Raw genomic sequence first — 25,708 nt, 5'->3', positions numbered from 1 at the left:
ATGAAATCATCATCCCTGTATGAAACGGATTATTATCATTGGGTGCAAACCACAGTTCATCATCTTCAGGAACAGAATTTTGGCGCGATCGAGTGGACTCATTTAATTGAAGAATTGGAAAGCATGGGAAAAAGCGAAAAACGCGCCCTTCTGAGTTTACTAACCCGTTTGCTAGAACACTTATTAAAATTAGCCTATTGGGAATCAGAGAAAGGAAGAGTGGGTCATCACTGGGCTTCTGAAATTGTCAATTTTCGCGCTCAAATTCAAGATCTGCTTGAAGATAGCCCTAGTCTTCGTCCCCAGCTACCCACTTTGTATGAAAAGGCTTATCCCACTGCGATTAAATCCGTTTCCAAGTTATTTTCTCTTCCCTCTGATGCTAGAATTACTCTTTCTCAAGCCCTAGATGATGATTGGTTTCCTCAATGAGTGTGTCGGAAAAGGTACTTAATGTTTACTGATTTAAAATCACTATGCTTCCAGACTTAAATAATCTTTGGCAAACCACTTTAGACTGGTCGCCTTCTCCCCAACAGCAAAAACAGTTTGAACAACTTTATCAAGGCATTTTAGCGGGAAATCAACAATGTAATTTAACTCGCATCACTGAACCGGAAGCCTTCTGGGAAAAGCATTTGTGGGATTCATTATGTTCTCTGATTCCGTTAGGCTTGGAGAATTTAACCACAGCTTCTTTTATTGATATTGGCACAGGAGGGGGGTTTCCTGGTTTACCTTGCGCGATCGCGCTGCCTCAATCTCAGATCACACTTCTCGATTCCACCCAAAAGAAAATTGCTTATCTCAAGACCTTAATTTCTCAGTTAGGACTCTCAGGCGTAAATGCAGTTGCAGCCCGCGCAGAAGCCTTTGCTGAACAACGAAAACAGCAAGAAAATTATGATATTGCCCTAGTTCGGGCGGTTGCAGCAGCCCCAGTTTGTGCCGAATATGCCTTTCCCTTTCTGAAAGTGGGGGGAATGGCGATTTTGTATCGGGGACGCTGGACCGTGGAAGAAGAAGCAGAATTAAGTGAAGCCTTAGCAGAATTAGGGGGTGTCATTGAGGATGTACAGGGATTTTCGACCCCGATCAGCCATAGCGAACGCCACTGTTTATACTTGCAAAAAACTGAACCGACGGATGCTCGTTTCCCGCGTCCCGTTGGTGTTGCGAACAAAGAACCGTTAGGAAAAAAGCCAAGCAAGAAATGAAAAGACTCTAGGGAGTCTTGCCTTGTTTCGACCCCTAGAGCCTTCCCGTTCGATTACTCCTCACTCACCACTGATTACACAATAACGATCTCTAACCCGAGAGCGACAATTTGAGGTGACAGTTTTCTAATTGACACTATCCCTAACCATTACCCGATGTAACTTCCTCTTTCATTTCGGGAATCCCCGCTTTTTGGTCTTTTGTCCAAACTGAGGTGCAAGGAATTTTAGAGAGATCGGCGTTATCCGCATATTTTTTAGCAATTTCGGTCACTTCATGAAGTAAACCTTCAGCGAGAGTCGTTGGTTTTAATCCCATTTCTAGGAAGCAGCTATTATCAACCTTGAGATCGTTTTCTGCTGCTTCTTTACGGGGATTTTCCACATAAGCAACTTCACTCTTCGTTAAACTGGCAATCAGCTTGGCTAAATCGCGAACGCGGTGGGTTTCGGTCATTTGGTTTAAGATTTTGACCCGTTCGCCTTTTTCAGGGGGATATTGCAACGCCAGTTCAATACAGCGAACCGTATTTTGGATATGAATAAAGGCGCGAGTTTGTCCTCCTGTCCCATGGACGGTTAAGGGATAACCAATTGCAGCTTGCATTAAGAAACGATTGAGAACCGTTCCATAGTCCCCATCATAGTCAAAGCGATTAATTAACCGTTCATCTAATTTGGTTTCTTCGGTATCGGTTCCCCAAACAATTCCTTGGTGTAAGTCGGTGACGCGAACGCCATCATTTTTGTTGTAATAAGCGAACAATAACTGATCTTGAGTTTTGGTCATGTGATAGACACTACCAGGATTGGGGGGATACAGAATCTGTTGGGGAATCCGTTGTCCTTCCTCAGTAACGACTTCAATATCGAGATATCCTTCTGGGATTTTCATCCCTGCTGTACCATAGCCATAAACGCCCATGGTTCCGAGGTGAACCAGATGAACATCTAATCCCGATTCCGCGATCGCGCAGAGTGTATTATGAGTCGCATTAATGTTGTTATCTACAGTATAACGGCGATGACGGGGGGATTTCATAGAATAAGGCGCAGCCCGTTGTTCTGCGAAATGCACGATTGCATCTGGTTTTTCGTCACAGAGTAATTTCAGGAGGCGATCATACTCTTGTGCAATATCGAGATTGTAAAATTCAATTTTCTGACCACTGACTTCTTCCCATGCTGCAAGACGAACCCCCATCGGAGAAACGGGAGTGAGAGAACCTGCTTCTAACTCATTGTCTATGTTGCGTCGAGACAGGTTATCTAGAATAATCACCTCATGACCTGCTTTCGACAAATGTAGGGAAGTGGGCCATCCGCAAAAGCCATCGCCACCGAGAATAACTACTTTCATAATTTAAGCCTACTTTTTAAAACCACGACATCGATCCGAGTTCTGCACCCGTGACCTTGATCCTCTATTCTTTTAGGTAGTTCATTATACCATGGGTTTTCTCTCCTGCGCTGCGCGATCGATGGGAATGAAAAGAAGCCCCCTTCCACAGGGGAAAGGGGACAACTCAGTTACCTAAGAGGCGATCCCGTTAGGACTGTTGGCTTCCTGCAATGGCTTGATTAGACTGAGCACCTAAGTTAATTTTAACTTTGCGGTTCACTGCATCATCCACTTTCGGGAGACGCAGGCTGAGAATACCGTTAGTATAGTCCGCTTCTACTTGGTCTTGCTTGATTCCCACTGGTAAGCCAATGGTACGACTGAACTTACCATAGCGGAATTCAGAGCCATAGGTGCGTTCACTATGATCTTCGTGACGATACTCGCCACTGATGGTTACTGAGTCGCGGTTAACCGTGACATCAATATCATCTTCGCTAAGACCAGGTAGTTGTGCTTTTAGCATCAGGTTTTCCCCAGCATCGTTTAGCTCGATCGCAGGATTCCATTCTTGGAGATCAAATGGACGTTCACCTGTCATTTCATCAAAGAGGCGATCCATTTGACGACGGAAAAGATCCATATCAGCCGTAGGATTCCAGCGTACAAGTGCCATACAGCATTCACCTCCTAAAAGAGATTCACCGTTTACACTGCTTTGCTTTACCTCTTAGTTCAATTTTCATCATGGCAAAGAGATCGCGATGGAATCAGTGAGGCGAACCGAAATCTCAAATTCCGTTTTACCGTAATTCACTCCTGAATGACACCATCCTCAACTGACCGCACCCGATCAAACGCATTTGACGATCCATTCCAGTTAAAGCCATTAATCCGAATGGAAACCGAACCGATTTCTTGCGTTGGATTATAGCGGAGGCGTAGGTTATAACTGCGACGAGAGTATTCAAGGATGAAATTACTACTAATCACGTCACCATCATCCAGATTGATGGAGGTTTGAACTCCCGCGAGAAAGGGACCATAAACTTGTTGCAGAACCCCAAAAGAAAGGCGTTTGCGATCCACCAACCGATCAAATTCAAAAGGGGATTCGCCATCGCCAATCGCTTGCGTATAACTGATATTAAAACTGGTGTAGTCTAAGGTTTCTCGGGAGAAGTGACCAAATTGTCCGTTCAATCCTAAACTTAAACTCAGGGAGTTTTGGTCATCGCCATTACTGTAAAGACTGGTGACTCCTGTGACTCCTGTTTCTAAACGCAGGTTGGGACGAACGGGACTGGGGGTATAGCGTAATCCTTGTTCTGCGGTTGCGGGTAATGTTTCCCCTTCCCAGAGAGAGGTTTCCCAACTTAACCCAGTTGCTGCTTGATACCGAGTCAAAGTCACGCGATCGTTTTCGCGGTTCGGTTCTAGCAATTCTTCCACATCTGTTTCCGCATTAACGCGCTGAACGCCTCCTTGGTATCGTAAATTAATCCCACTCTCACCCAAAGTAAAGTTGGGAGATGCAATCACAGCCCCAATACTGCTTTGAACCGTTTGAAAACCCAGAGACCCATTAAACAGCCGATCGCGAAAACTAGCTTCTAAACTCAGATTATGTTGTCCGCTTCCTCGTCCAACTGCTTGTTGTAAACGCAGACTTCCTCGTAAGTTATCTTCTAAGACATCCTCTTCAAACCCTGTCAGTTCCCCTTGTGCGGTTAAACGAGTGCGAGGACTAAACTGTCCAGTGAGTTCCCCTTCAATTCCAAATACACCCGCATCGGTAATGGAATCATCTAACAAGGCTTGTTGAACAAAGTATTGCGGGGTAACCTGAAAATTCCAGGTCGGTGTTTCAAATAAGGTAAATTCTCTTTCAAGATATAAGCCACCGCGATCGTCAGAATCAAACCCAAAATCAACCAGACCTGGCGATCGTTCCCGTCGGTCTAAAACAATGCGGTTACGGGGAATGGGAACAGATAACCCATCATCAAACACTAAACGCTGATCCGAGGTCACAATTTCATCTCGTAAGGGACCCAGTTGACGAAACTGTGCTGTATCCGCACGCAGTTCTAATTCTGGTGGTGAAAAGGGATCATTGGTAATCCGAACATTAGTGGCTGTCCAGTTTCCCCCATCAATGACAATTTCATCCGCAGCAAAACGCAAGCGATTCAGTCCCCCTCCTGTCTCGGGAGAGGAAAAGTTTTCTACTCCGCGTCCTCCTCCCACAGAGAACTGATATTGGGTTTCTTGCGCCACATCCTGAATCGGTTCATCTTCCACTGGCGTTGGGGGTAAATTGTCTTCACTCCTCCCCCTTAAGCCAAAAGAAATATCACGGCTGAGAGTCGGTTGATAAACTTCTCCACTTCCGTTTTTAATAACCCCTTCATCTTGCAGAAAATTGTACTCGAAGCGATCGCCGTTTAAAACTTGTTCCCCGCGCTGAAAACTGACATTTCCAGTTCCCACCGCCATCCGAGTTTCCGTATTAATTTTTAACTGATCCGCAACCAAAACTCCTTGCGCGAAGCGCACCGTCACATTTCCTTCTGCTGTAATCACCTGTGTTTGCGGATTATAAGTTTGACGATCCGCCATCACTTCCAACACCCCTTGAGGAGAGGAGGTCTCCCCCTGTGCAATTTTCCACTGTTGGGTTTGTCCCCCTCGCACCTGAATTTGAACATGGGTAATTTTTTCTCTACTGTTAATGGGATCTAGCGGTTCAAGGAAAGCCACTTGATCGGGATTATGGGTGGGAACAATCGTTTCTAGGGCGGGTTGGGAAGAAGGAGGAACATCAGCAAATAACATTGATTGACAGCGATAATATGTCATTTCTTGCTTATTAGTTGACTATCATTGGAGCAGAAAGTGCCCTCATTATCAATTCTTGATGTCTCACTTTAGAATGTGACCATGAACGATTTAGCCATTGAAACTCGCGGACTCACAAAACAATACGATCGCGCTTTAGCGGTTTATGATGTTGACTTAACCATTGAAAGTGGAGAAGTCTATGGATTAATCGGACCTAACGGCGCGGGAAAAACCACACTCATCCAGATGCTAGCAGGGGTAGAAGAACCAACAGTAGGCGAAGTCTATTGGTTTGATGAACCAGTACGCTTTAATCACTCTTATTTTCCTCTCAAGCGTCGCTTAGGCTATCTTCCTGATGATTTTCCCCTTTATGATGATCTAACGGTTTGGGATTATTTAGAATATTTCGGTCGCCTTTATTATCTCCGTCAACCGCAACTCCGTCGTCGCTTAGAAGAGGTGTTGGAGTTAGTTCAACTGACCTCGAAGCGCAAAAGTCTGATTTCAACTTTATCCCGAGGAATGCGTCAACGGTTGAGTTTAGCGCGAACCATTATTCATGAACCGATTGTATTACTGTTAGACGAACCTGTTTCTGGACTCGATCCCATTTCTCGTCAACAGTTTCGAGAGATTATTAAAGTGTTACAAGAAGCGGGAATGACGATTTTAATCTCTTCTCATGTCTTAAGCGATCTCGCCGAACTTTGTACATCTATTGGCATTATGGAATTAGGGTATTTAGTCGAAAGTACCTCTTTGGCTGATCTTTACCAACGTTATCCCCAACAAGAATTAATCATTTCTACTGTTGATCGAGTGGAAGAATTAGCAAAAGTGTTATCGCGATTTCAAGGCGTTGAAACTTATGAAGTGATGGCTTCTGAAAAGCAAATTAAAGTTGAGTTTAGCGGAACGGAAAATGATCAATCAGAATTGCTGCGATCGCTGCTGGATTTAGGCTTTCAAATTACCGAATTTCACACGCAAAAACAAGATTTAGAAAAACTCTTTTTACAACTGGATCATAAACAAGCCAGTTAAGCGAGATTGAAATCAACTCCATCGTACAAATCCAGTAAAGTGATTTCAAACTTTAAGGATTCAAAAACAATTTTTGCGGTTTGATCTTGATATTCAGTTAATAACCATTGCTGATCATTTTGCTTGACATATTGCATGACATGATATCGCGTTTGGTCAATTAAAATATATTCTTGCAGTTCGGGAATAGAACGATAAGCGGAGAATTTATCTCCTTGATCATAGTTTTTAGTCGAGTTCGATAAAACTTCTGTAATTAAAATGGGATTCATGACGGTTGTTGTTCCTTGATCTGCATAGATCGGATCACCGGAGATGACCATCACATCAGGATAAGTATATTGACGATAACGAGGAATCCATACTTTAATATCGCCAATATAAACTCGATAATTACGTTTTCTTAAGCCAAATTTAAAGTGAGATGCTAAATTGAGTGAGATTTCATTGTCGTTGGTTGTTCCGCCCGTCATCGGAATAATTTCTCCATCGCGATATTCAGATCTTTCTTCTGTTGTTTCTTCTAACTCTAAGTATTCTTGGGGAGTGTAATGAGGAGTTGTTGTAACCATTTTCTTCAAGTTGAAATACGAATTAATCATTATGTTAACTCAATAACTTAACTAAGATTATTCGTTGTCAAAGTTGAAACGAGCTATACTGAAGCCAATTCTATAACGACCGCAAGCAGTGGGACAGATGGTCAAGTGTCCATGGTTAGGGTAGTCTAACGCTCGGTCATAACGAGAAAGCAATAAGGAGTTGTTGTTGATATGCTAGAATCCGCGCGATCGCGCATCAGTGACTGGAATCCGCAACTGGTGCGAGAAATCAAAGGACGTTGGAAAGGTCGCAATCTTTCCATTGCAATAGTCGCATCTTTATTAAGCCAACTGTTGATTTTTTTGGGATTTATGGGGGAACTTCCTTCTGTAGCGAATCGAGTGAATCGCTACTGTATTGGAACCCCACCTGCAAAAGATTTAAGTGCAGCGCAAATGCACAATCCTCCGAATAATTATTGTTTGGAAGATACGGCGGGAAATTTAATTGTTAATTGGCCCCTGTGGTGGCTTGATTTATTTACGTTTTTAACGGCTGCTTTTTTAATTGTTTTATTAGCAGCAGGAACGTATGTTTTAATTAGTGATCTTGCTCAAGAGGAACAAAGTGGAACTTTAAGTTTTATTCGTCTCAGTCCTCGTTCGGTGACCAATCTTTTGGTCGGAAAAATTCTGGGAGTTCCGATTTTAATTTATACAGTGATGTTATTAGCATTACCGCTGCATTTAGTCGCTGGAATCAGTGCTGAAATTCCCCTCAGCTTAATTTTAGGGTTTTATTTAGTGGTAGTGGCAAGTTGCGCCTTTTTCTTTAGTGCAGCCCTTCTCTATGGCTTAGTGACGGCTGGTTTAGGTAGTTTTCAATCTTGGTTAGGAACAGGAATTGTCTTTTTATTCCTTTGGCTAACAACATTAGGTGGATATAATGATGCTCTGGTTAATCATGATCCATCCGATTGGTTGACCCTCTTTTATCCAGGAAAAGTCTTACCTTATTTAGTTGGAGAAACGCCTCATTCCCTAGATACCATCGACTACTTTAATCTCAAAGATGCGATGACGTTGCATTGGTATAACTTCCCCGTTTGGAACTCTGCTTCCAGCGCGATCGCGCTGTTAATTGTTAACTATGCCTGGTGGACGTATTGGATTTGGCAAGGCTTAAAACGACGCTTCCATAATAACCATGCCACCCTTTTAAGTAAAGCCATGAGTTATGGGGTTAGTGCTAGTTTAACCCTTTCTTTGTTAGGGTTTATGACCTTTAATGAGTACCGAAGCGGAGACAATTTTCCAATCCTATTCACGATTGAATTTGTGGGATTTCTGTTATTAATTGTTGCCCTTTCTCCCCATCGCCAAACCTTACAAGATTGGGCAAGATATCGCCATCAAAAAAATAGTAAAGCAGGTCGTAATCTCTTTGTAGATTTAATTCAGGGTGAACAGAGTCCAGCAACTGGGGCGATCACGCTAAACTTACTTCTCAACTGCTTAATTATTGCTACAGCGATCGTTTTCTTCCCCTTAAACAATAATGAACGGGCTGAGATTGGGGTGAGACTCTTGTCGATTGGTAGTGTCTTTTTAGTCTATGCTTGTATTACTCAACTGGTGCTGCTGATGAAAACCCAGAAACGAAGCATTTTCGCCATGATTATCCTCAGCAGTTTGATGTTTGTGCCTACTGTTGCTGGCAACATTCTACAACTACCCGATGTAATCACTTTTACCTTTTTCCCCCTGTCTGCATTTCTCATTAACTCATCTGCTTTTGGCTTCTCCTTACTGGTTCAATGGGTCGCCATTATCGGTTCCAGTGTGCAACTGACGCGCCAACTGAAACAAGCAGGAGAATCGAACAGTAAAGCCTTGTTTGGACAAGAAAACCTCAAGGGATCAGTTTTGGGTTAACTCCTTCGCTGTCATTGTTTCCCCTTGCGTTCCAAACGACCATAATGCAGCCGCCGCCTCAGCACGGGTGACGGCTTTTTCAGGTTGTAAGAGTTGGGTATAGCCAAACACCCGCCGTAAGGTGGATTGTTCCCCATTAGAAAAGTCAGCAACGATCGCGCCTAGGGCTTTAGGATCAATTTTTCCCGCATCTTGAAAGCCCCAAGTTTCCTTAACTGTATTGACGGTTGCAGAGGGGAGATTACTGCGGGTATCGAGGGGAACTTTCCAGAGTAAAAGCGTTTCTCGGGTTAAGGGTGCATCAGGGCGAAATCGGGTAACAGTACTATCACCCGTGAGACGAGACGGAATTAAGCCAGCTTCTGCTAAACCTTGAATGATGCCAAAGTCGGGGTCTGAGGGAGAAATATCGGTAAAAGCAGGGGTTGGTGCTTGTTGGACTCGGCGAATTTGTTGGCTGGCGCGATCGCGATAAAATCGGTTATTCGCGTTAAAAAGCCAACGGGCAAAGGTACGACGGGTAATCACTTCATTCGGTGCAAACTGCTTTCCCTGTGCGTTGTCACTCTCAACAGGGCTTAAAAGTCCCAATTGCGCCATATCCTGCACATAAGGTTGTAAGGGGTCAGGGGTTTGCTCTAAATCGGTAAAGGTGCGAGTGGTCGGTGTTTCAGTTGAGGACTCTTCTGGTGAGGTTTCGGTACTGCTGGTTTCAGTAAGCGGTTGATATTCAATTAGGATTTGATTCGTTTCTTCTCCAGCCTCGGCTTCAAAAATCGTCACCTTGAGTTCTAGTGTATTCGATTCCGCCCTAACAATACGCTTACCAATCGTTGCACCACTAGAAAAAGGCGTAACAATCTCCCAGTTTTGCTGTCTTAATTCTTGCTCATAAAAACTGGCAATCGTGTCCATGCCACTGGTCGCCCTTAGTTCAATCGTACCCGATTCAGTTTCTGTACTGGTTTCTTGACCCGTTAAGGTTGCGTCTGGGTATAATGGAATATTGTCGGGAACAGCTTCTGAGAGTTGGGGCGCGGTCGGCTCTTGCTGAGGTTGATTTTCAGGTTGCGGGGAAGGTTCTTCATTAGAAGTTTCTTCAGGAGAGGATTCAGAGGTTGTATTTTCTTGTTCTTGGAGTTTTGGATCAGGGGCAAGGCTTTGTTGAATACTCTCACTACAAGCTGTCAGAAGAGTGACAGTGATGAAGAGACTTAGACTGAATTTCTGCTTGAATAAAGACATGAAACTATAGTAACGTTGTTGTTGGTTCTTGGTTCTTGGTTCCCCAAGTCCCTTTCTCCCGCTCTCCTTTTTCCAGGGCGTAGCGCGATCACTGGTCACTTAGATTATCGCGCAGTTTGGATCTCAGATTAATGGCTGCTTGATAATCGGGTTTGATTTGCACCGCTTCATCAAATGCTGCAAGTGCTTTTTCTTTTTCGTCCATCGCAAGAAAAGTCAGTCCCTTATTGTACCAAGCCTCATAAAAGTTAGATTTGAGTTCGATCGCTTGATCATAGTCAGCAATGGCTTTCTCGTAACGTCCCAGCTTACGGCGAGCATTTCCCCTTCCATTCCAAGGATAAGGATACTCAGGATTGATTTCAATTGCTTCATCATAAGCAGCGATCGCCTCAGCATAGCGTTCAAGCTGAAATAAGGCGTTCCCGCGATTATTCCAAGCAAATAAGTAGTCTGGATCATACAGTTTTGCTCGATCAAAGGCTTCTAAAGCCTCTTCTTGACGCTTCAGTTCCATTAAGACTTCCCCTTGATTATTCCAGGCTTGATAGAAATCTCGGTCGAGTTGCACTGCTTGCTCAAAGAAGGTGATCGCCTCCTCATTTCGTCCCAACTCATCAAGGGCTAATCCTTTGCAATTGAGGGCTTCCACAAACTCAGGATTAAATTCTAACGCTTGATCGCAGGAGGAGAGTTGTTCTTCAAATCGTCTCAACTGAGCCAAAGCAAACCCCCGATTCAGCCAGGCTTGTGCCGAACTTGCATATTTCTCTAAGCCTTTGTCATAGAGCGCGATCGCGTCCCGATATTCTCCCTCTCGCACTAATCCATTTGCCTTATTAAATAAATAAACGGCTCGGATCGTGGGAAACAAGAAGATTCCTAAGCCCACCATCACTGCAACTCCCCCTAATGGCAGCCAAGAATACCATTTTTTCCCAGCGCGATCGCGCTTCTTTTGTTTAATCCGTTCTTTTAAGTCCGTTTTTCCAGTCTTATTTAAGTCTTCTAAATCTTTGATCACTGCTTCTGCAGACTGATACCGTTCCCCAAAATCGGCTCGGGTCATCGTCTCCAAAATTTCTGCCAATTCCTCAGAAACCTCTAGTCCTTCTCGCCACTTTAAATCTCCCGTCTCTGGATCTTCTTCCAACTGCGTCGCTGCTTTTCCAGTTAACGCCTCAATACAAATCACGCCCAACGCATAAATATCGCTATTGAGTCGGGGTCTTCCTCGTAACTGTTCTGGGGGCATATACCCTTGAGTTCCCGCAACAATACTGGGTTTCGGCTGCCCATCTCCTGTCAAAACGAGGGTTTTAATTTCTTTCACTGCCCCAAAATCAATTAAAAACAAAGATCCATCTTTTTTAGCGCGACGAATATTAGAGGGTTTAATATCGCGGTGAATGACATTATTCTGATGGATAAAACTGAGCACTGGCAAAAGGTTATTGAGAATGGCAATGATTTGTTCTTCATTGAGGGGATGTCCCACTCGAATTTCTTTACTTAAATCATGCCCATCAACAAATTCTTGAACTAAGCAAAAATTGTCACCATAATAAGCAATGAGACTTGGGATTTGAGGACTATCACTGAGCTTACCTAATACCTCCGCTTCACTGACAAAGAGTCGTTTTGCCTCTTTTAAGGTTAACTCATCACTGGCTTGCGGTTTCAGGTGCTTAACCACACACTTGGGTTGAGTGGGTTGCTGCAAATCTTGGGCGAGATAGGTCTGACCAAACGCCCCTCTCCCTAGTTCCTTAAGAATTTGGTAGCGTTCACCAATAATTTTTTCTAATTTTTTGACCATGAGAGTTACACAACGTCCTAATGGCTTTGAGGATCAGCAATGGCTTGTAAATACGACTATAAGTAAAACCTTTTAACTATTATCTCTGATCAATGATGTCCTATCAATTTTTAGGATAAAGTCTTTCTCCATTCGTCTGGCGAAAAATCAATAATTGATTGACATCCACGTTGACACTCAGGTGTTCCCCCCGTTGACCCTGCCAGATCCCCGATACCAAGAAATTCAGACTCTCATCAGTACCTAAAACCTGACCGCGCAACAAGGTTTCTCGACCTAAAGGTTCAATGAGGTCTATTTTAACTTTTAAGGTTTCTAAGTGTTCCTGAGAAGAAGCATCAGCAACGGAAATGGCTTCTGGGCGAATGCCAAGAGAAAATGTTTTTTCTGCATTGAGATCAAGGGATTGCTCGATCCGATCAGGACTCACTAAAGACTGTTCGCCACAATGGAATTGCCCCTCAGCATATTTCACCAATAAAAAGTTCATGGGAGGGCTACCTAAAAAGCCAGCCACCATCTGATTCGCTGGAAAACGATACACAGTGTCTGGTGTGCCGATTTGCTGAATGTGTCCTTGCTCAAGCACCACCAGTTGTTCAGCGAGGGTCATTGCTTCTCCTTGGTCGTGGGTGACGTAGATGGTTGTAATACCTAGTTCTTGATGCAGGCGTTTGAGTTCAGCACGGGTTTCTTCTCGCAGTTGAGCATCTAAGTTAGAAAGGGGTTCATCGAGTAGAAAGGCTTGTGGTTGCCGAATAATGGCTCGTCCAAGGGCAACCCGCTGTTGTTGTCCCCCAGAGAGTTGTTTCGGTTTACGATTGAGCAAGTGCGTAATTCCCAAAGACTGGGCGATTTTTTGCACTTGCTGTTGAATCGTTTCAGGGGGAGTTTTCCGCATTTTTAAGCCAAATCCTAAGTTCTCAGCGACGCTGAGGTGTGGGTAAAGGGCGTAATTTTGAAACACCATGGCAACATCGCGATCGCGCGCTGGAATGTCATTCACCAGTTGATCCGCGATGTAAATACCGCCTTCAGTTACCGTTTCTAGTCCCGCGATCGCGCGTAACAGGGTTGACTTTCCACAACCAGATGGCCCCACCAAAACACAAAACTCTCCATCCGCGATTTTCAAGGAAATCTCCTCAATTGCACTGGTTTTACCATAACGTCGTGAGACTTGTCGCAGTTCAACTTTTGCCATTCGTTTGATTTTGATCCGATTCCGCTAAATTTATTACAGCAGATGGAAGCAATTTGCTTTATTTTTGTTAAACAATGTAAAGTGAATACCAAAAAAGTAAACTTTTCTGGTAAGGCACGTTAGCGCGAGGATATCCGTGAAAGTACAATCAAGCCCCGTTTTAACCCAAACCGAACCCTTAATCAGCCAGTTTTTCCACAATACCGCAGGTCACTGGCTCTCCCAACGCCGTTACTATACTTTAACCGATGGTAAGGTGAAAGAAGTCACTAGCGATATGCAAATCGACTTTCTAGAGGCGGGAAGTGAAGAACTGGCTATTTTAGAAGGATTACATCATTTCCCCCGCAATACGTTTTTGTGTGGTGCAAAAGTCAGTTGGCACAGCACAGATGACGCAACAGGAAAAGTCCTGTCAGAGGATTCTACATTATTCGGAGCATTAGGAAACACCTTATATCGCGATCGCGGTTTTGCCATTGCAACACCGATTACTGCAGACTATACCCTAAAAGATCCCAATACTCTTTGGTTGCGGACTGCATATAACGGATCTGCCTTTGAAGAAGAACTGAAACTCATTGGTGATCGTTATCGCACTCGCCAAACGATTATCTCCCGAGCCGGAGAAGAAATGATGATCATTCAATATCTAGAAACACGGATTAGTTAATGATGGAGAGAGGAGGAGTTGGAAGTTTCCTTTGATCTCTTATGCTAGAAGAAGAAAACGCTTGATGGCTTCTCCACTCTCATGAAACTTTCTCCCCGTTTTAGCCAAGCTCTCACCTTTGCCAATGATCTCCATCTGAAGCAAAAGCGCAAAGGTTCTCACAGCCCTTATATTTCTCATCTTCTGACCGTATGCAGTCTGGTGCTGGAATATGGAGGAGATGAAGATTGCGCGATCGCTGCTCTGCTTCATGATGCCATAGAAGACCAAGGCGGGGCTGCCACCCGAGAAACAATTCGTTTACAGTTTGGGGAGAGAGTGACCACTCTAGTGGATGGGTGTACGGAGTCGGATCAAACCCCAAAACCCCCGTGGCAAAAACGCAAAGAAGCCTATATCGCCCATATTCCCAAGATGTCAGATCAGGTCGCTTTGATTTCTGCTGCGGATAAGATTCATAATGCCCGTTCTATTTTGAGAGACTATCAAACTCTAGGTGAAGAGATCTGGGAACGCTTTCGGGGTGGAAAAGAGGGAACGCTGTGGTATTATCGTAGTTTAGTCAGTGCTTTTCGGAAAAGAAATGTGACCCCGATTGTTGAAGAATTGACAACTGTCGTAGATCAGTTAGAAGCTATCGCTTATGGTTAGGGTGTGGTGAGTTGAGGCAACAGGCAACGGTAAGATTGAGGTTGATAACACTCAACAAATAGCGAATAACCAAGATAATGCTCATTATTCATAACGAAGAGTTACTCAGTTTTATACAATCGCGCTACTCTGATTCAGATCTAAAAGCACTATTAGATTTACTGGTTGAGAAAAAGACCTTAACGTTTCCAAGATTAGAAAATGGTTTGTTTCCGGCTGCAGTCTTAGATGATAAAACCGAATATACGGGATATTCTAATGTGTGGGTGCGGGATAATATTCATGTTGCCCATGCCCATTATATCTGGGGAAAAACTGAAATTGCGGTGAAAAATGCACAAACTTTGATGGCGTATTTCACGAAGCATCGATCGCGCTTTGAAAAGATTATTAAAAAACCCAGCCTCGCCCAAGATGTGATGAACCGCCCTCACATTCGCTTTCAGGGAGAAACACTGGAAGAAAACCCAGAATATTGGCCCCATGCCCAAAATGACGCTCTGGGTTACTTTTTATGGTTTTATTGTCTGTTAGCGCGAGATGGGTGGCTGAAAGTGAGTGAGTCGGATGTGGAAACTTTAGCCTTGTTTCCTCTTTATTTTCGCGCGATCGCGTACTGGCAAGATGAAGACAGTGGACATTGGGAAGAAACTCGCAAGATTTCTGCCTCTAGTATTGGAACCGTTGTCGCAGGATTAAGAGGACTGAAACAACTGAATCTCAAGGCAGATTTTGTCGCCCACTGTTGTCAGTATGACGGAGAAGTGATTACACCGCAACTGTTAAATGATTTAATGGAAAAAGGAAATACAACTCTTCTTCAAATTCTCCCAGCAGAATGTTTGCAAACTGATCCCAAGAAACAGCGAGAAACCGATGGGGCGTTACTGTTTTTAATTTATCCCTTGCAAGTGGTATCCCAGACAATGGCAATTAAAGTGCGCGATCGCGCTTTAGAGATGTTAAAAGGGAACTATGGCATTTCTCGTTATCTTGGTGACTCTTTCTGGTTTCCCAACTACAAACAGATTTTAAGTCAAGAACAACGCACCGCAGAATTTAGTAATGAAATAGAGAAACGGGACGCTTTCTTAAAACCAGGAGAAGAAGCACAATGGTGTATTTTTGATCCCATTGTTTCTGCTATTTTTGGACAGCAATATCAGCAAACGCCTGCTCCCTATTATTTACAGCAACAAACCCATTATCTGAATCGTGCTTTAGGACAAATTACGGGGAAAAATCGTGAATTTAGTGCTTACCAATGTCCAGAATTATATTATCGTGAAAATGGAGAATATATTCCCAGTGATGCCACCCCTTTACTGTGGACACAAGCGAATTTGGTTTTAGCCCTAAAAGAAATGGAAAACAGCTTGAAGAATTAATATTCCCTCTCTGAGAAAAAATATATAATGTAAAGACGTTCCCTGTAAAGAAGTTCCCTAGAACATCTCTACCCAAAGAACAAATGAAGATGTCATTGCAAAAAACGCTCTCTCTCATCTCTATGATTCCGTTGTTTTGGGCAAACTTAGCAACAGTTGTTTGGGCTCAATCCTTAGCAAAAACCAGTTGTGAAATTGCCCCGTCAGAAAATGGGACTCGGGCAGGTTTTCAAATTCGCAACCAAGAGGAGGGCGACAAAGAAATTGTCAGAGCAACAAACCCCTCACAAACTGAAATTAGTAGTCCAAGTTTATGGTGGGCCGTGGAAAAATATGATCCCTTAGATGGCAAGTTAGTTACCGATTGGGAAGCCAATCCTGGGACGAAAATGATTCATTTAGTCGTAAATAATCGCTTTTGGCAAACTTTAGACTATTTGGATCAATACAGTTTAATTAATCAATTTGGAACGGTGGCTCGGGAGTATAATTACAATTTAAGTTTAGTGAGTCAGCAAGAAGATTGTCTCGCAACTTATACCTGTAATTTACAAGGAACTTCTCCCAATTGCAAAATCAAGTTTAATACGTTTTAATTCAACCATCAATCACTATCTATAGCATTTCTTAGTCGGTTAAGGACAGAGAGTAGGTTGGGTGAGAGCAACTCGTAACCCAACGAAACTCGGTGAGTTGACAGAGAGTAGGTTGGGTGAGAGCAACTCGTAACCCAACGAAACTCGGTTAGTGTTGGGTTTCACAGTATTCAACCCAACCTACTGCTGGTTAGAAGAGAAGTTATTGTCGATCTGGAAATGGTTATCTTCCCTGTATCAAAATCCAATGACCAGTGACCAGTTATCAGTGGATAGTTGACAGTGGATAGTGGATAGTAAAGAAGTTAGCATGGTAGTGACTCGTAACCCAACGAAACTCGGTTAGTGTTGGGTTTCACAGTATTCAACCCAACCTACTGCTGGTTAGAAGAGAAGTTATTGTCGATCTGGAAATGGTTGTCTTCCCTGTATCAAAATCCAATGACCAGTGACCAGTTATCAGTGGATAGTTGACAGTGGATAGTGGATAGTAAAGAAGTTAGCATGGTAGTGACTCGTAAGCCAACGAAACTCAGTTAGTGTCGGGTTTCACAGTATTCAACCCAACCTACTGCTCCTAATTGCAAAATCAAGTTTAATACGTTTTAATTCAACGATCAATCACTATTTATAGCATTTCTTAGTCGGTTAAGGACAGTGACCAGTTACCAAATAACAAATGACTAATGACCAATGACTAATGACTTGTTCTGAAAGAAAATGTCAGAGACAATCCTGAATCAAGGGGAAGCTGCGTTAGAAGCGGGAGATTATCAAAGCGCGATCGCGCATCTAGAATCTTGCTGTCAAAATGAGAATGACCCCACCTTACTCACTCGCGCTCAAAAAGCTCTTGTCTCCGCGTATCTAAAAAATGGCAATCGGGCGAAAGCCGTGGCTTTATGTCGGAGTTTAATCCAAAGCGATTCAGAACACCCTTGGGCGCTGCAAATCTTAAAAAACATCCAAAAACAGTCAAATCGGGCGAAAAAATCAGCTACAGTTGCGTCTTCTCCTTCCCAAAAGCGGGAATGGCGTAACGCGGAAGGGGCAAAACACTGGCAACGTCTCAAAAAACCGAAAATGAGGCGAGTTTGGATGGCGGGACTGCTGGGCGCGATCGCGCTGTTCTTTCTGATTGAACTCACTATTGTAACTTGCCTAAAAACAATCAACTGGATTTTATTTGAAATCCCTTGGCTTCCGACGATTCCCGAAGAAATTACCCCCTATTTACTGGTTAGCCTCGGTCTGTTTGCGATTGCTTCCCCTTGGCTATTGCAGACTCTTTTACACCGCCTCTATCAAGTCCGTCCCCTCAACTGGGAAGCGTTTTCCCGTGATTATCCTGAAAGGGCTCGTCACTTAAAACAAGTCTGTCGTCAAAGTAAAAGATCGGTTCCCCATCTCGATTTTGCAGCAACAACAGTCCCCCTTCTCTTTTTGTACGGTCATCTTCCAGGAACATATCATTTAGTGCTGAGTAAAGGGATTCTAGAACAAATCTCAGCAGTGGAGTTAGGAACACTGGTTGCAGCAGAAATAGGACACCATAAAACAGGAGATGTGATCTTTTTCTCGATCGCGGTTAGCCTGCTTCAAATTCCCTACACTGCCTATCAAGCCCTCTCGAAGTGGGGAGATCAACGATCTAGACTCTGGCGTAGAATAGCTGCGGTGGGCGTGGGCTTAACTTACGGGATTTATTTACTGTGGCGATTTCCCCTACTCTGGCTCTCAAAAACTAGATTTTATTACAGTGATCGATTTGCTGCTCAAGTCACTGGTGATCCGAACGCATTGACGCGGGCTCTGGTCAAAAGCGCGATCGGAATCAGTGAAGACATTACCCAAACCCAACACACCCCTAACCTATTAGAAGGCTTTGATCTCTTACTCCCCATTAGCTATCAGCAGGGAATCACCATAGGTAGTATTCCCCCCAACATCACCTTTGAAACTGCCCTCTCTTGGGATTGTCTCAACCCGTATCGTCACTGGCTGAATTGGCTCAATTCTCATCCACTTTTAGGGGATCGGCTTTATGTTCTCTCTCGCTATGCCATCATGTGGAAGCTCCAACCCGAGTTACAACTTCCCAGTGCTACTCCTCGGGTGAAAACCAATGCAGAGCGTTACGAAAAATTAAAGGACAGTTATCTCGCCTTACCCCTATTCCAAAGTGCTTGTCTGACCAGTTTTATTTTCTTTGCTGTGTTCAAAATTAGTTTTTGGTTAATCGAACTTTTTGGCGGACAACACATTTCTTGGGTCAATCAAGCCTTACCTTTTCTAGATGCCTTTGCTTTAATCACCTTTAGCTTTTGCATTATTTTTTGGATTAACCCCTATTTTCCCAATATTTATAATCCCACAGCAGCCCCTTCTCTTCCTGCATTACTCGCAAATACTGAGATTGTCCCGCCAGACGGTCAACCGATTTATCTAGAAGGTAAACTATTGGGACGAAAAGGCATTAATAACTGGTTAGGCCAAGATATTATCCTACAAACAGAAGAAGGATTAGTGTCCTTGCAATTTCTGTCTCGATTTGGCTGGATCGGCAACTTACTCTTGTCCTCTCAACACCTCAATGATTTCGTTAATGAAACAGTGACTGTCCAAGGCTGGTTTCGTCGCACTGGCAAAGTTTGGATCGATGTTGACCAAATCATCCTCAAAAATCAGGAGAGCCTTGAGACTGGTTATCCAGTTTGGCTCACTGGCTTAGCCCTTGCAGTGTCCGTGTTTGCGTCTTACATCATTCTTACAGCTTAGTGAAACAACCAACTGGTAAAGGCATATTTCACGCCCCTGTGAATGGGTAGTGAAGCATGGGGGTGAGTGTAGTATGATGGAAATATCAAAACTGATCCTTCTTCTGGAGTGACCTTAATCTGTTGCCGATCAAAATAGGTCTCACCGCCCTCAAAACCATGGTTGAGATACCCAACAACGCTAATATCACGGGTGGGAATCCCTTGTTTGACTTCCTCAAAGCGGTTAGTCAGCAGTAAATTATCAACATGACGTTGATAAAATTCTCCCGCTTGATAGCGCAAGATGGTACAGGCTTCTGTATAAGGAAACTCCAGACCATAGTGTTGGAACAACAAGTCTTGAATAATCTTAATTTTATTCATGAGGAGTTGATTGGTTGATTGCAAAAGTGAGTCGAAACCGCCTAACTTCAAATAGCTATTTTTACGGACATCGGAATCAATTTCTTGCACGCCAATGGCAGCTTCTTGTAACTGACAATGTTCAGTTACTTGGATGAGATGTTGACAGAGAAATGGCTCTAAAAGTTGTTCCACTAAATAAATTTCGTGACCCAAAGGAGTCAAACTATAAGAATGCTGCATGATCTTTTTAACTTCATCTGTTGATTGCAGTAGAGATTTTCCATGGAACGTCTTTACATTATTTGTTATTCGTTCTTGGTTGGATCTTGTTCTCTAAGTTGGCGATAGGTGTCTTGATATTCTTCTGAGTATTCGGGAGGAGGCGCAAAATAAGACTGCACCGCAAAGTCCCATAAATAAATAATGACAAATAGCCCGACTGTGAGACCAAGAACAGCAGCCATATTAAAAGGACGCTGTTTTTTCTTGCCTTTGGGACTATTCCTTTTTTGATGAAACTTAGACATAATATAGCAGACCTAATTCATTCGTAAAAACTTGATTAATTGATCTTTCCTTGTTTCTCCCCTTTACCAAGGGGGGCGAAAGGGGGATTAACTTACAATTCTTATGGGATTGCTATAGGCTTTCAAAGAAATATTAAACCCGCAAGGAAATATGATTTGAAAATCGAGAATTGATCATTCATTAATCATATTTATTATGGTACATTCTGTTAATCCTCATGATTGGTTGTATGCCTTATTCCCGTATTTTTACTTACTTAATTACATAGAAAAAAAGATGTTTTTTATAATACCAGCCATCGGAATGTATCAAAGTATATAGATTTAAACGATCATGATATAAATCGTATAATAATGGGGAATCATAAGGCGAGGATAGTTAGAACTAAATATTTAAAAAAATTGATCTGTGTCTGAAGGATGACTCGGTTAATTCATGATCGAGTGAGTCTTAAGTGGAAAGCAGTTGCTTCCCTACTTTAATATCAACCAGCTAAGCGAAGGCATCAGAGATAACCGAATTTATAAAAAGAGGGTGTTATGGATAAGAATAAAAAACACAAAACCAGCCAAATCTTGAACCAGTACTGTGCTCAAATCCTTCAGCAGTCTAAAGTTGTGACTCAGAGACAGCTAAACTGGTTATTGCGAGCTCATTTTTTGAGTGCTCGCCCGAATGCTCAAGCAGGATTTCTGTTACCAACGATTACCATGTCCTTGCTAGTTTTCAGTTTGGTGGTGGGGTCGATTTTGATTCGGACGACTAATCGCTCTGTACAAGTCATTCGCGATCGCGAGAATACAATTATCTACAACTATGCCAGTCCTGCCATAGATCGCGCAAAAGCAAAGTTAGAATACCTCTTTCAAAGTGACTCTCGCTTCCCCACCAGCATTCCAGGGGAGGACTATCTGTCCGCTATGATGAGGAATCAGGCAGTGGATTTAGATGGTGATGGTACTAATGATGTTACTGCTTTAACAGAGGATTTATATACACTTCCCGATGAAGAACGAGTTGATATCAACAACGACGGTATTTTAGATAATGCTTGGTCTTACACCACCAACCTAGATGGACAGGGCACAGAAACGATTACTTACTCAGTCTTAATGGATTCAGAAGTAGATACTGATGATGATGGGACAGCAGATGTTTTACTTCAATCTTCTGATAGCGACAAAGCCTCTCACTTAATCACCCGCTCAGGTCCTCTCTCTATTAATAAAAAAGTGACGAGCTCGGCTGATTGTACCGTCGAAGTAGGAGATTCAGCCCAAGGCTGGTTTCCAATCAATAGTGCCACGGTGCGCAAAAACTTTCAGATCAATGCTGTGGTTGTCAATCAAAATGATGCAGCCAGGAGTGTTTCTGCTCTAGAATTTCAGCAAGATCGGCAGCTAGATAAAGGGAATAAGTTTGGTGCTTGGTTTCGCTACGATTTACTGGTTCACGCAGGTCCCGACTTTAATTGGAATGGGGCAATGCACACCGATGGCAATTTAATAATTTACAACAAGAAACATCGGTTTTACTTAGCCAGTGCTCCCCAATCATGTATAGACCCGAAGAGTGCTTCTGATATCACCTTAAATCAAGTGGTTGATGAAAACAATAATATCTTGTTTCAAGGTCAACTCATTATTGAGCCCTCAGGAGGTAACAATAAGGTTGATATTGACTCAAACAACAAAGAAGTTTCACTAACTAGGGGGAGCGATTCTAGAAAGGACAGTTACAAAAATGACGGCAAGTATAAATTTTCCGTCGATCCGCTGAAATTATTTACAGAAGACACGATGGAATCGCGCTACGATAGTGATGATTCCGACGATAACGATGATTATAGCAACACAAGCGTCCGCGACCCTGACTGGAAAGATACAAATGTCGCCAAACGAATCTTTAACGAACGACAAGATAAACCGTATGTGGATGATACCTACCGCGCCGATGACCGTTGGGGTCCAAGACCTAACTATGGGCGAGAAGCCTCTGATCAGGTAACCATCAGCAATATCGGAACTCAAATCCCAAGCAGTCGCGATGACTTGCTTGAACTCAATCCCCCTTCGGAAGCATTGGATGAAGTGGGGTTAGATGGTTACTGGGAACGACGCGCCTATGTGGAAGGGCTGCGCGTGATTACTGGACAGCGGTTAGAGTTAGGGAATGCCTTTGGTTGGCAAGGGAATGACGATCCCCTGTATCCCGCAGAGAATGGCTTTAGCGGTCAACCGATCAGCGATCGCGATAATGAATATCGCCAACAACGGACTTGGCGCGATAATCTCGCTGCGGTGCAAGCAACTGCAATTTATCATCATGCGGACAATAAAGATTTCCCTGTTGCTTGTCTTGCGACGACTGCTCATGCAGGAACAGCAGAGACAATTACGAATAGCACCACCTTTAACACTGACAGCCTTGATTTGACTGATGATGGCACAGATAACCCCACAACAACGATAGTCACCAACTTCTTTGAAGGACAAGGAACGAACGGTTGGGAGTTTAACCCTCCCGCAGCCAGTGCCAGTGATTTTGCTACAGCTATTGATGATGAAGATGGCGCTCTTCACCTTGCGCTGACTAATCTCGCCAACTTTGCTGGAGATCCCAATGGCGCGTTTCCGCCGACACAGGAAACATCGGGTAACATTACTCATCCTTATCCTCATTTGACGATGTGGGGAGATTTCTCCAATTTACGACGGGTGATGGATCGGCTAGATGATACCGGGATTAAGTATGCGGATTTGAGTTTAGCGGATAAAACCACGCTTCACACCGCTGCTTGTAACTTGGGGATGCTCGGGCATAATATCCAGTTGGAAAAAGCACTGACAGAAGAAGAACAAGCAACCGCAGAGACTGATGCTAATAACCTGACAAGTCCTTCTGCTGTTGCCGTCGGTCAACACTTAATTTCCTTGATTAAGATGCCAACAGGCTCTAGTCAAAGAGTATTCAACTACATCGAAAATGAAGATGTTTTAAATGATGATAATCCAGCTAATGACGGCTTAGCGAGTTCGACTGATAGTGAGGATAGTGATCAGCTAATTAAAGATCCAGTTGCTTATTTCGGAGTTGCCTCAGAAAGCGATTTGACTAAGGCACAACTAGAGGAATACTTTAACCTGTTCACTTCGGAACAATATCTGGAAGCCCTTCAAGAAGACCCAGGGTTATCCAGCTTTGACCAAAGTGATATTGACACGATAAAAGCCTTTGTGGAAAGTCAAACCACTGGCGGATATTCACAAATTCAGCGCGATCGCGAGTTGGGCTTTAAGTCTGGTTTACCCACTACAGAGGGCTCAAGTTCTAATTGGAATCCGGCAACAGGTCAATCCGACTATACAACCACCTATAAAACCAATGGTGGTGGGGGTAGTAACAATGCAAGTCACTTGTTAGATCAATTTTTTGCTTTCGCTCATCAAGTGAAGTCCCATCTGGGAAGTATGCTGAATGGTACTCCAGAAAGAGACGATCAGACGGTTCAACTTACTGCTTTTGATCGACACACTCAGCGATCTGAGTACCAACAGGCTGTATTTGATAACGCTAATTCACATCATTTAATGCTTGCCCAAGGTCAAGGTCAAGGTCAAGATAAGGATAAGGATAAGGATAAGGATAAGGATAAGGATAAGGGCGGTGGTAGTGGAATCACTATCAATCCTAAAACAGGCTGCGATCCAGACATTTTTGACCCACTGGTCAAGGGGTCTGGTTCAGGTCTAGAAGAAAAGAAATTAGGACTTGCCATTACCTTCTGTGGCGGTCATAGTGGTGCTAGCTTTGAACCCAAATATCCATCTCTGTACTATATCTTTCCCACCGATAGCCATGATCACGATGGAACTGGGGATGGAACGGGAGTAACACAACCTAGTGGCGAAGAGTATATCGCTGATCCTCATATCAGTGGCACGGTTAATCCGAGTACAACGGGTAATGATCGATATAAAGTAGTTGATCCCAGCGCGATCGCGCTGCAACCCAAGGGGATAGACAGTTTGAGTTTACCGATGACAACCAGTGCTCAGACTGGTGTTGATGAAGTGAGTCTCAATGAGATTACTTATGACGGGACAACTTACTATACCTCAATGCTCGATCGCGTGATTCAAAATGGTCGGCAACTGATGGCAGCACGCACGCTGACAATGGATCTCTCCTTGCTTACTGGTAATCAAAGCGGTTCGGTTGATAAGGGATCAAGTACTATTGGCGGAGAAAGTTGGATCCCCAATAGTGGGGTAGTTTATGCCTTTCGAGAAGATGCGGTTCGGGAAGACGCGATCGCGCGACCAGCAGGGGATACTTGGGCAAATTGTAATACCGAAGAAAAGTTAATCGACTTCAAAAACGACAATACCTGTCACATGGATATCTCTGACAATAATGACCCTCCCGTGAATGCCACAACTGGCATTAGCCCGAAACCCGTCGATGCTTTCCCCGACCCGGATCGTCGCCCTCATGGCTTCCGACTCATCAATGGGATTCGCTTAGACCGCAGTGGGACAGACCGCGGAATGTCTTTAATCAGCGACCAACCGATTTATATCCAAGGGGATTTCAATCTCCATCAGGATAGTAGCGGTAATAAGCTCGAAGAATTTGAAGAGTCTCTGAACAACAACTGGGGTAACTTCTATAACCGCAGCACAATAGAGACTAAATTTGCCAACCCCGAAAAAGACTTGTGGCGACCCACAGAAATTCTGTCTGATGCCATTACTGTTCTTTCCACGAACTTCTGCGATGGCAATATTGAAAGTGGGATTACACAAGACGATGCCTCGGACTGTGATGCCAGTAAGCAGAAGAGCTCTTTTCTTAATTCCCCGCTCAAGGATGAAGACGGTATCGATGATCACTGGCGACGAGAAAATCCCGATGATGATACTTCCCCGATTCGGGTCTCGCGCAACGGGGAGTTTGAGCACGGGACAGACAGTAACCCGACGACTTGGGAAACCTTTGATAACTATAAAGGAATCACTGCTGGCCGAACTCTAAACAAGAGTAAGGAGTCGGTAACAGTGAATACGGTCTTTGTCAGTGCCATCACACCAGTCATGCCTAGTGGCGGGAAGCATGGTGAGCGCTCTTACGGCGGATTACATAACTATCCCCGCTTTAATGAAAATTGGAATCATGCCCTGAATATTGCAGGTTCTTTTATTCAGTTAAACTTCAGTACCTATGGCACTGGACACTATGACAATGGCAACTGGGAGCCTGGCATTAATGCCGGTGGCAATAATAACTACTATGGTGCACCCACTCGCCGTTGGGGCTATGATGTAGGGCTACTGTATAACCCACCTGGACCTGTAGCCGATCGTCTCTTTTCCACTAGTGCTCGTCGGAGTGAGTTTTATAAAGAACTCCCCGCCGATGATCCTTATAGCCAAGGTTTACTCTGTGCCGAAGATAGCGACGGCGATCAGATTTACCCTGATGAAAGTTGTCCTGAATAAGTTTGTTGTCACCTCAGCTTCAGTTGCCAAGGGGCTGAGGGCTTCACTAAA

At 43.7% G+C, this 25,708-nt stretch carries 19 protein-coding genes; 10 read left to right on the top strand and 9 right to left on the bottom strand.

The window, feature by feature from the left end; all coding sequences use genetic code 11:
* Positions 1-432 (top strand): DUF29 domain-containing protein, encoded by a 432-nt coding sequence (locus PCC7418_RS01300; RefSeq protein ID WP_015224371.1) that lies wholly within the window; start codon positions 1-3, stop codon positions 430-432.
* Positions 433-476: 44 nt separating this feature from the next.
* Positions 477-1,217, top strand: a complete 741-nt coding sequence (rsmG, locus tag PCC7418_RS01295) for a 16S rRNA (guanine(527)-N(7))-methyltransferase RsmG (protein ID WP_015224370.1) — start codon at positions 477-479, stop codon at positions 1,215-1,217.
* Between the two features lie 142 nt (positions 1,218-1,359).
* Here the strand turns inward: rsmG and PCC7418_RS01290 are convergent, their stop codons facing one another.
* The 3 genes from PCC7418_RS01290 to PCC7418_RS01280 all read right to left on the bottom strand — a co-directional run bounded on the left by PCC7418_RS01290 (position 1,360) and on the right by PCC7418_RS01280 (position 5,421).
* Positions 1,360-2,577 carry an NAD-dependent epimerase/dehydratase family protein gene (locus tag PCC7418_RS01290; protein WP_015224369.1) on the bottom strand — a complete coding sequence of 406 codons (1,218 nt, stop codon included), beginning with the start codon at positions 2,575-2,577 and terminating at the stop codon, positions 1,360-1,362.
* A gap of 190 nt (positions 2,578-2,767) precedes the next feature.
* Positions 2,768-3,235: an Hsp20/alpha crystallin family protein gene (locus PCC7418_RS01285; protein ID WP_015224368.1), complete on the bottom strand. Its 468-nt coding sequence runs from the start codon at positions 3,233-3,235 to the stop codon at positions 2,768-2,770.
* Positions 3,236-3,372: 137 nt separating this feature from the next.
* Positions 3,373-5,421 carry a DUF3769 domain-containing protein gene (locus tag PCC7418_RS01280; RefSeq protein WP_216086662.1) on the bottom strand — a complete coding sequence of 683 codons (2,049 nt, stop codon included), beginning with the start codon at positions 5,419-5,421 and terminating at the stop codon, positions 3,373-3,375.
* A gap of 81 nt (positions 5,422-5,502) precedes the next feature.
* Here PCC7418_RS01280 and PCC7418_RS01275 point away from each other — a divergent pair, with 81 nt between their 5' ends.
* Complete coding sequence (locus tag PCC7418_RS01275; RefSeq protein ID WP_015224366.1) at positions 5,503-6,450, top strand: ABC transporter ATP-binding protein; 948 nt, start codon at positions 5,503-5,505, stop codon at positions 6,448-6,450.
* Here PCC7418_RS01275 and PCC7418_RS01270 read toward each other — a convergent pair.
* Complete coding sequence (locus PCC7418_RS01270; RefSeq protein ID WP_015224365.1) at positions 6,447-7,022, bottom strand: Uma2 family endonuclease; 576 nt, start codon at positions 7,020-7,022, stop codon at positions 6,447-6,449. The two genes, PCC7418_RS01275 and PCC7418_RS01270, sit on opposite strands and share 4 nt — an antisense overlap.
* A gap of 201 nt (positions 7,023-7,223) precedes the next feature.
* On the opposite strand from PCC7418_RS01270, the gene PCC7418_RS01265 reads away from it, so the two are divergent.
* On the top strand, positions 7,224-8,927 hold the full coding sequence (locus PCC7418_RS01265; protein ID WP_015224364.1) for a hypothetical protein: 1,704 nt from the start codon (positions 7,224-7,226) through the stop codon (positions 8,925-8,927).
* Here PCC7418_RS01265 and PCC7418_RS01260 read toward each other — a convergent pair.
* The 3 genes from PCC7418_RS01260 to PCC7418_RS01250 form a co-directional block, all read right to left on the bottom strand.
* The gene (locus tag PCC7418_RS01260) at positions 8,913-10,172 is read right to left on the bottom strand and encodes an S-layer homology domain-containing protein (RefSeq protein ID WP_015224363.1); all 1,260 of its coding nucleotides are present in this window, start codon (positions 10,170-10,172) and stop codon (positions 8,913-8,915) included. The genes PCC7418_RS01265 and PCC7418_RS01260 overlap by 15 nt on opposite strands.
* A gap of 88 nt (positions 10,173-10,260) precedes the next feature.
* A complete protein-coding gene (locus PCC7418_RS01255; RefSeq protein WP_015224362.1) occupies positions 10,261-11,991 on the bottom strand; it encodes a serine/threonine-protein kinase in 1,731 nt (576 codons plus the stop codon).
* Positions 11,992-12,094: 103 nt separating this feature from the next.
* Complete coding sequence (locus tag PCC7418_RS01250; RefSeq protein ID WP_015224361.1) at positions 12,095-13,195, bottom strand: ABC transporter ATP-binding protein; 1,101 nt, start codon at positions 13,193-13,195, stop codon at positions 12,095-12,097.
* A gap of 136 nt (positions 13,196-13,331) precedes the next feature.
* Between PCC7418_RS01250 and PCC7418_RS01245 the strand changes: the two genes are divergently transcribed.
* The 5 genes from PCC7418_RS01245 (at position 13,332) to PCC7418_RS01225 (ending at position 19,281) form a co-directional block, all read left to right on the top strand.
* Positions 13,332-13,868: a phycobiliprotein lyase gene (locus PCC7418_RS01245; protein WP_015224360.1), complete on the top strand. Its 537-nt coding sequence runs from the start codon at positions 13,332-13,334 to the stop codon at positions 13,866-13,868.
* Between the two features lie 81 nt (positions 13,869-13,949).
* Positions 13,950-14,519, top strand: a complete 570-nt coding sequence (locus tag PCC7418_RS01240; RefSeq protein ID WP_015224359.1) for an HD domain-containing protein — start codon at positions 13,950-13,952, stop codon at positions 14,517-14,519.
* A gap of 77 nt (positions 14,520-14,596) precedes the next feature.
* On the top strand, positions 14,597-15,907 hold the full coding sequence (locus PCC7418_RS01235; RefSeq protein ID WP_015224358.1) for a glycoside hydrolase family 15 protein: 1,311 nt from the start codon (positions 14,597-14,599) through the stop codon (positions 15,905-15,907).
* An 89-nt stretch (positions 15,908-15,996) separates the two neighbouring features.
* Positions 15,997-16,503: a hypothetical protein gene (locus PCC7418_RS01230; protein ID WP_150107014.1), complete on the top strand. Its 507-nt coding sequence runs from the start codon at positions 15,997-15,999 to the stop codon at positions 16,501-16,503.
* Between the two features lie 720 nt (positions 16,504-17,223).
* Positions 17,224-19,281, top strand: coding sequence for a M48 family metalloprotease (locus PCC7418_RS01225; RefSeq protein WP_015224356.1), 2,058 nt, complete (start codon positions 17,224-17,226; stop codon positions 19,279-19,281).
* Here PCC7418_RS01225 and PCC7418_RS01220 read toward each other — a convergent pair.
* Together PCC7418_RS01220 and PCC7418_RS01215 are read right to left on the bottom strand one after the other, a co-directional pair.
* Positions 19,278-19,868 carry a 2OG-Fe(II) oxygenase gene (locus PCC7418_RS01220; protein WP_015224355.1) on the bottom strand — a complete coding sequence of 197 codons (591 nt, stop codon included), beginning with the start codon at positions 19,866-19,868 and terminating at the stop codon, positions 19,278-19,280. The genes PCC7418_RS01225 and PCC7418_RS01220 overlap by 4 nt on opposite strands.
* 65 nt (positions 19,869-19,933) lie before the next feature.
* A complete protein-coding gene (locus PCC7418_RS01215) occupies positions 19,934-20,155 on the bottom strand; it encodes a hypothetical protein (protein ID WP_015224354.1) in 222 nt (73 codons plus the stop codon).
* Between the two features lie 540 nt (positions 20,156-20,695).
* Here PCC7418_RS01215 and hpsA point away from each other — a divergent pair.
* The gene (gene hpsA, locus PCC7418_RS01210) at positions 20,696-25,657 is read left to right on the top strand and encodes a hormogonium polysaccharide biosynthesis protein HpsA (RefSeq protein WP_015224353.1); all 4,962 of its coding nucleotides are present in this window, start codon (positions 20,696-20,698) and stop codon (positions 25,655-25,657) included.
* The last annotated feature ends 51 nt before the right edge of the window (positions 25,658-25,708 follow it).

The organism is Halothece sp. PCC 7418 (genome assembly GCF_000317635.1).
Lineage (GTDB): Bacteria > Cyanobacteriota > Cyanobacteriia > Cyanobacteriales > Rubidibacteraceae > Halothece.
The sequence above is the reverse complement of the archived record's forward strand: the minus strand, read 5'-3'. Positions and strand labels throughout refer to the sequence as shown.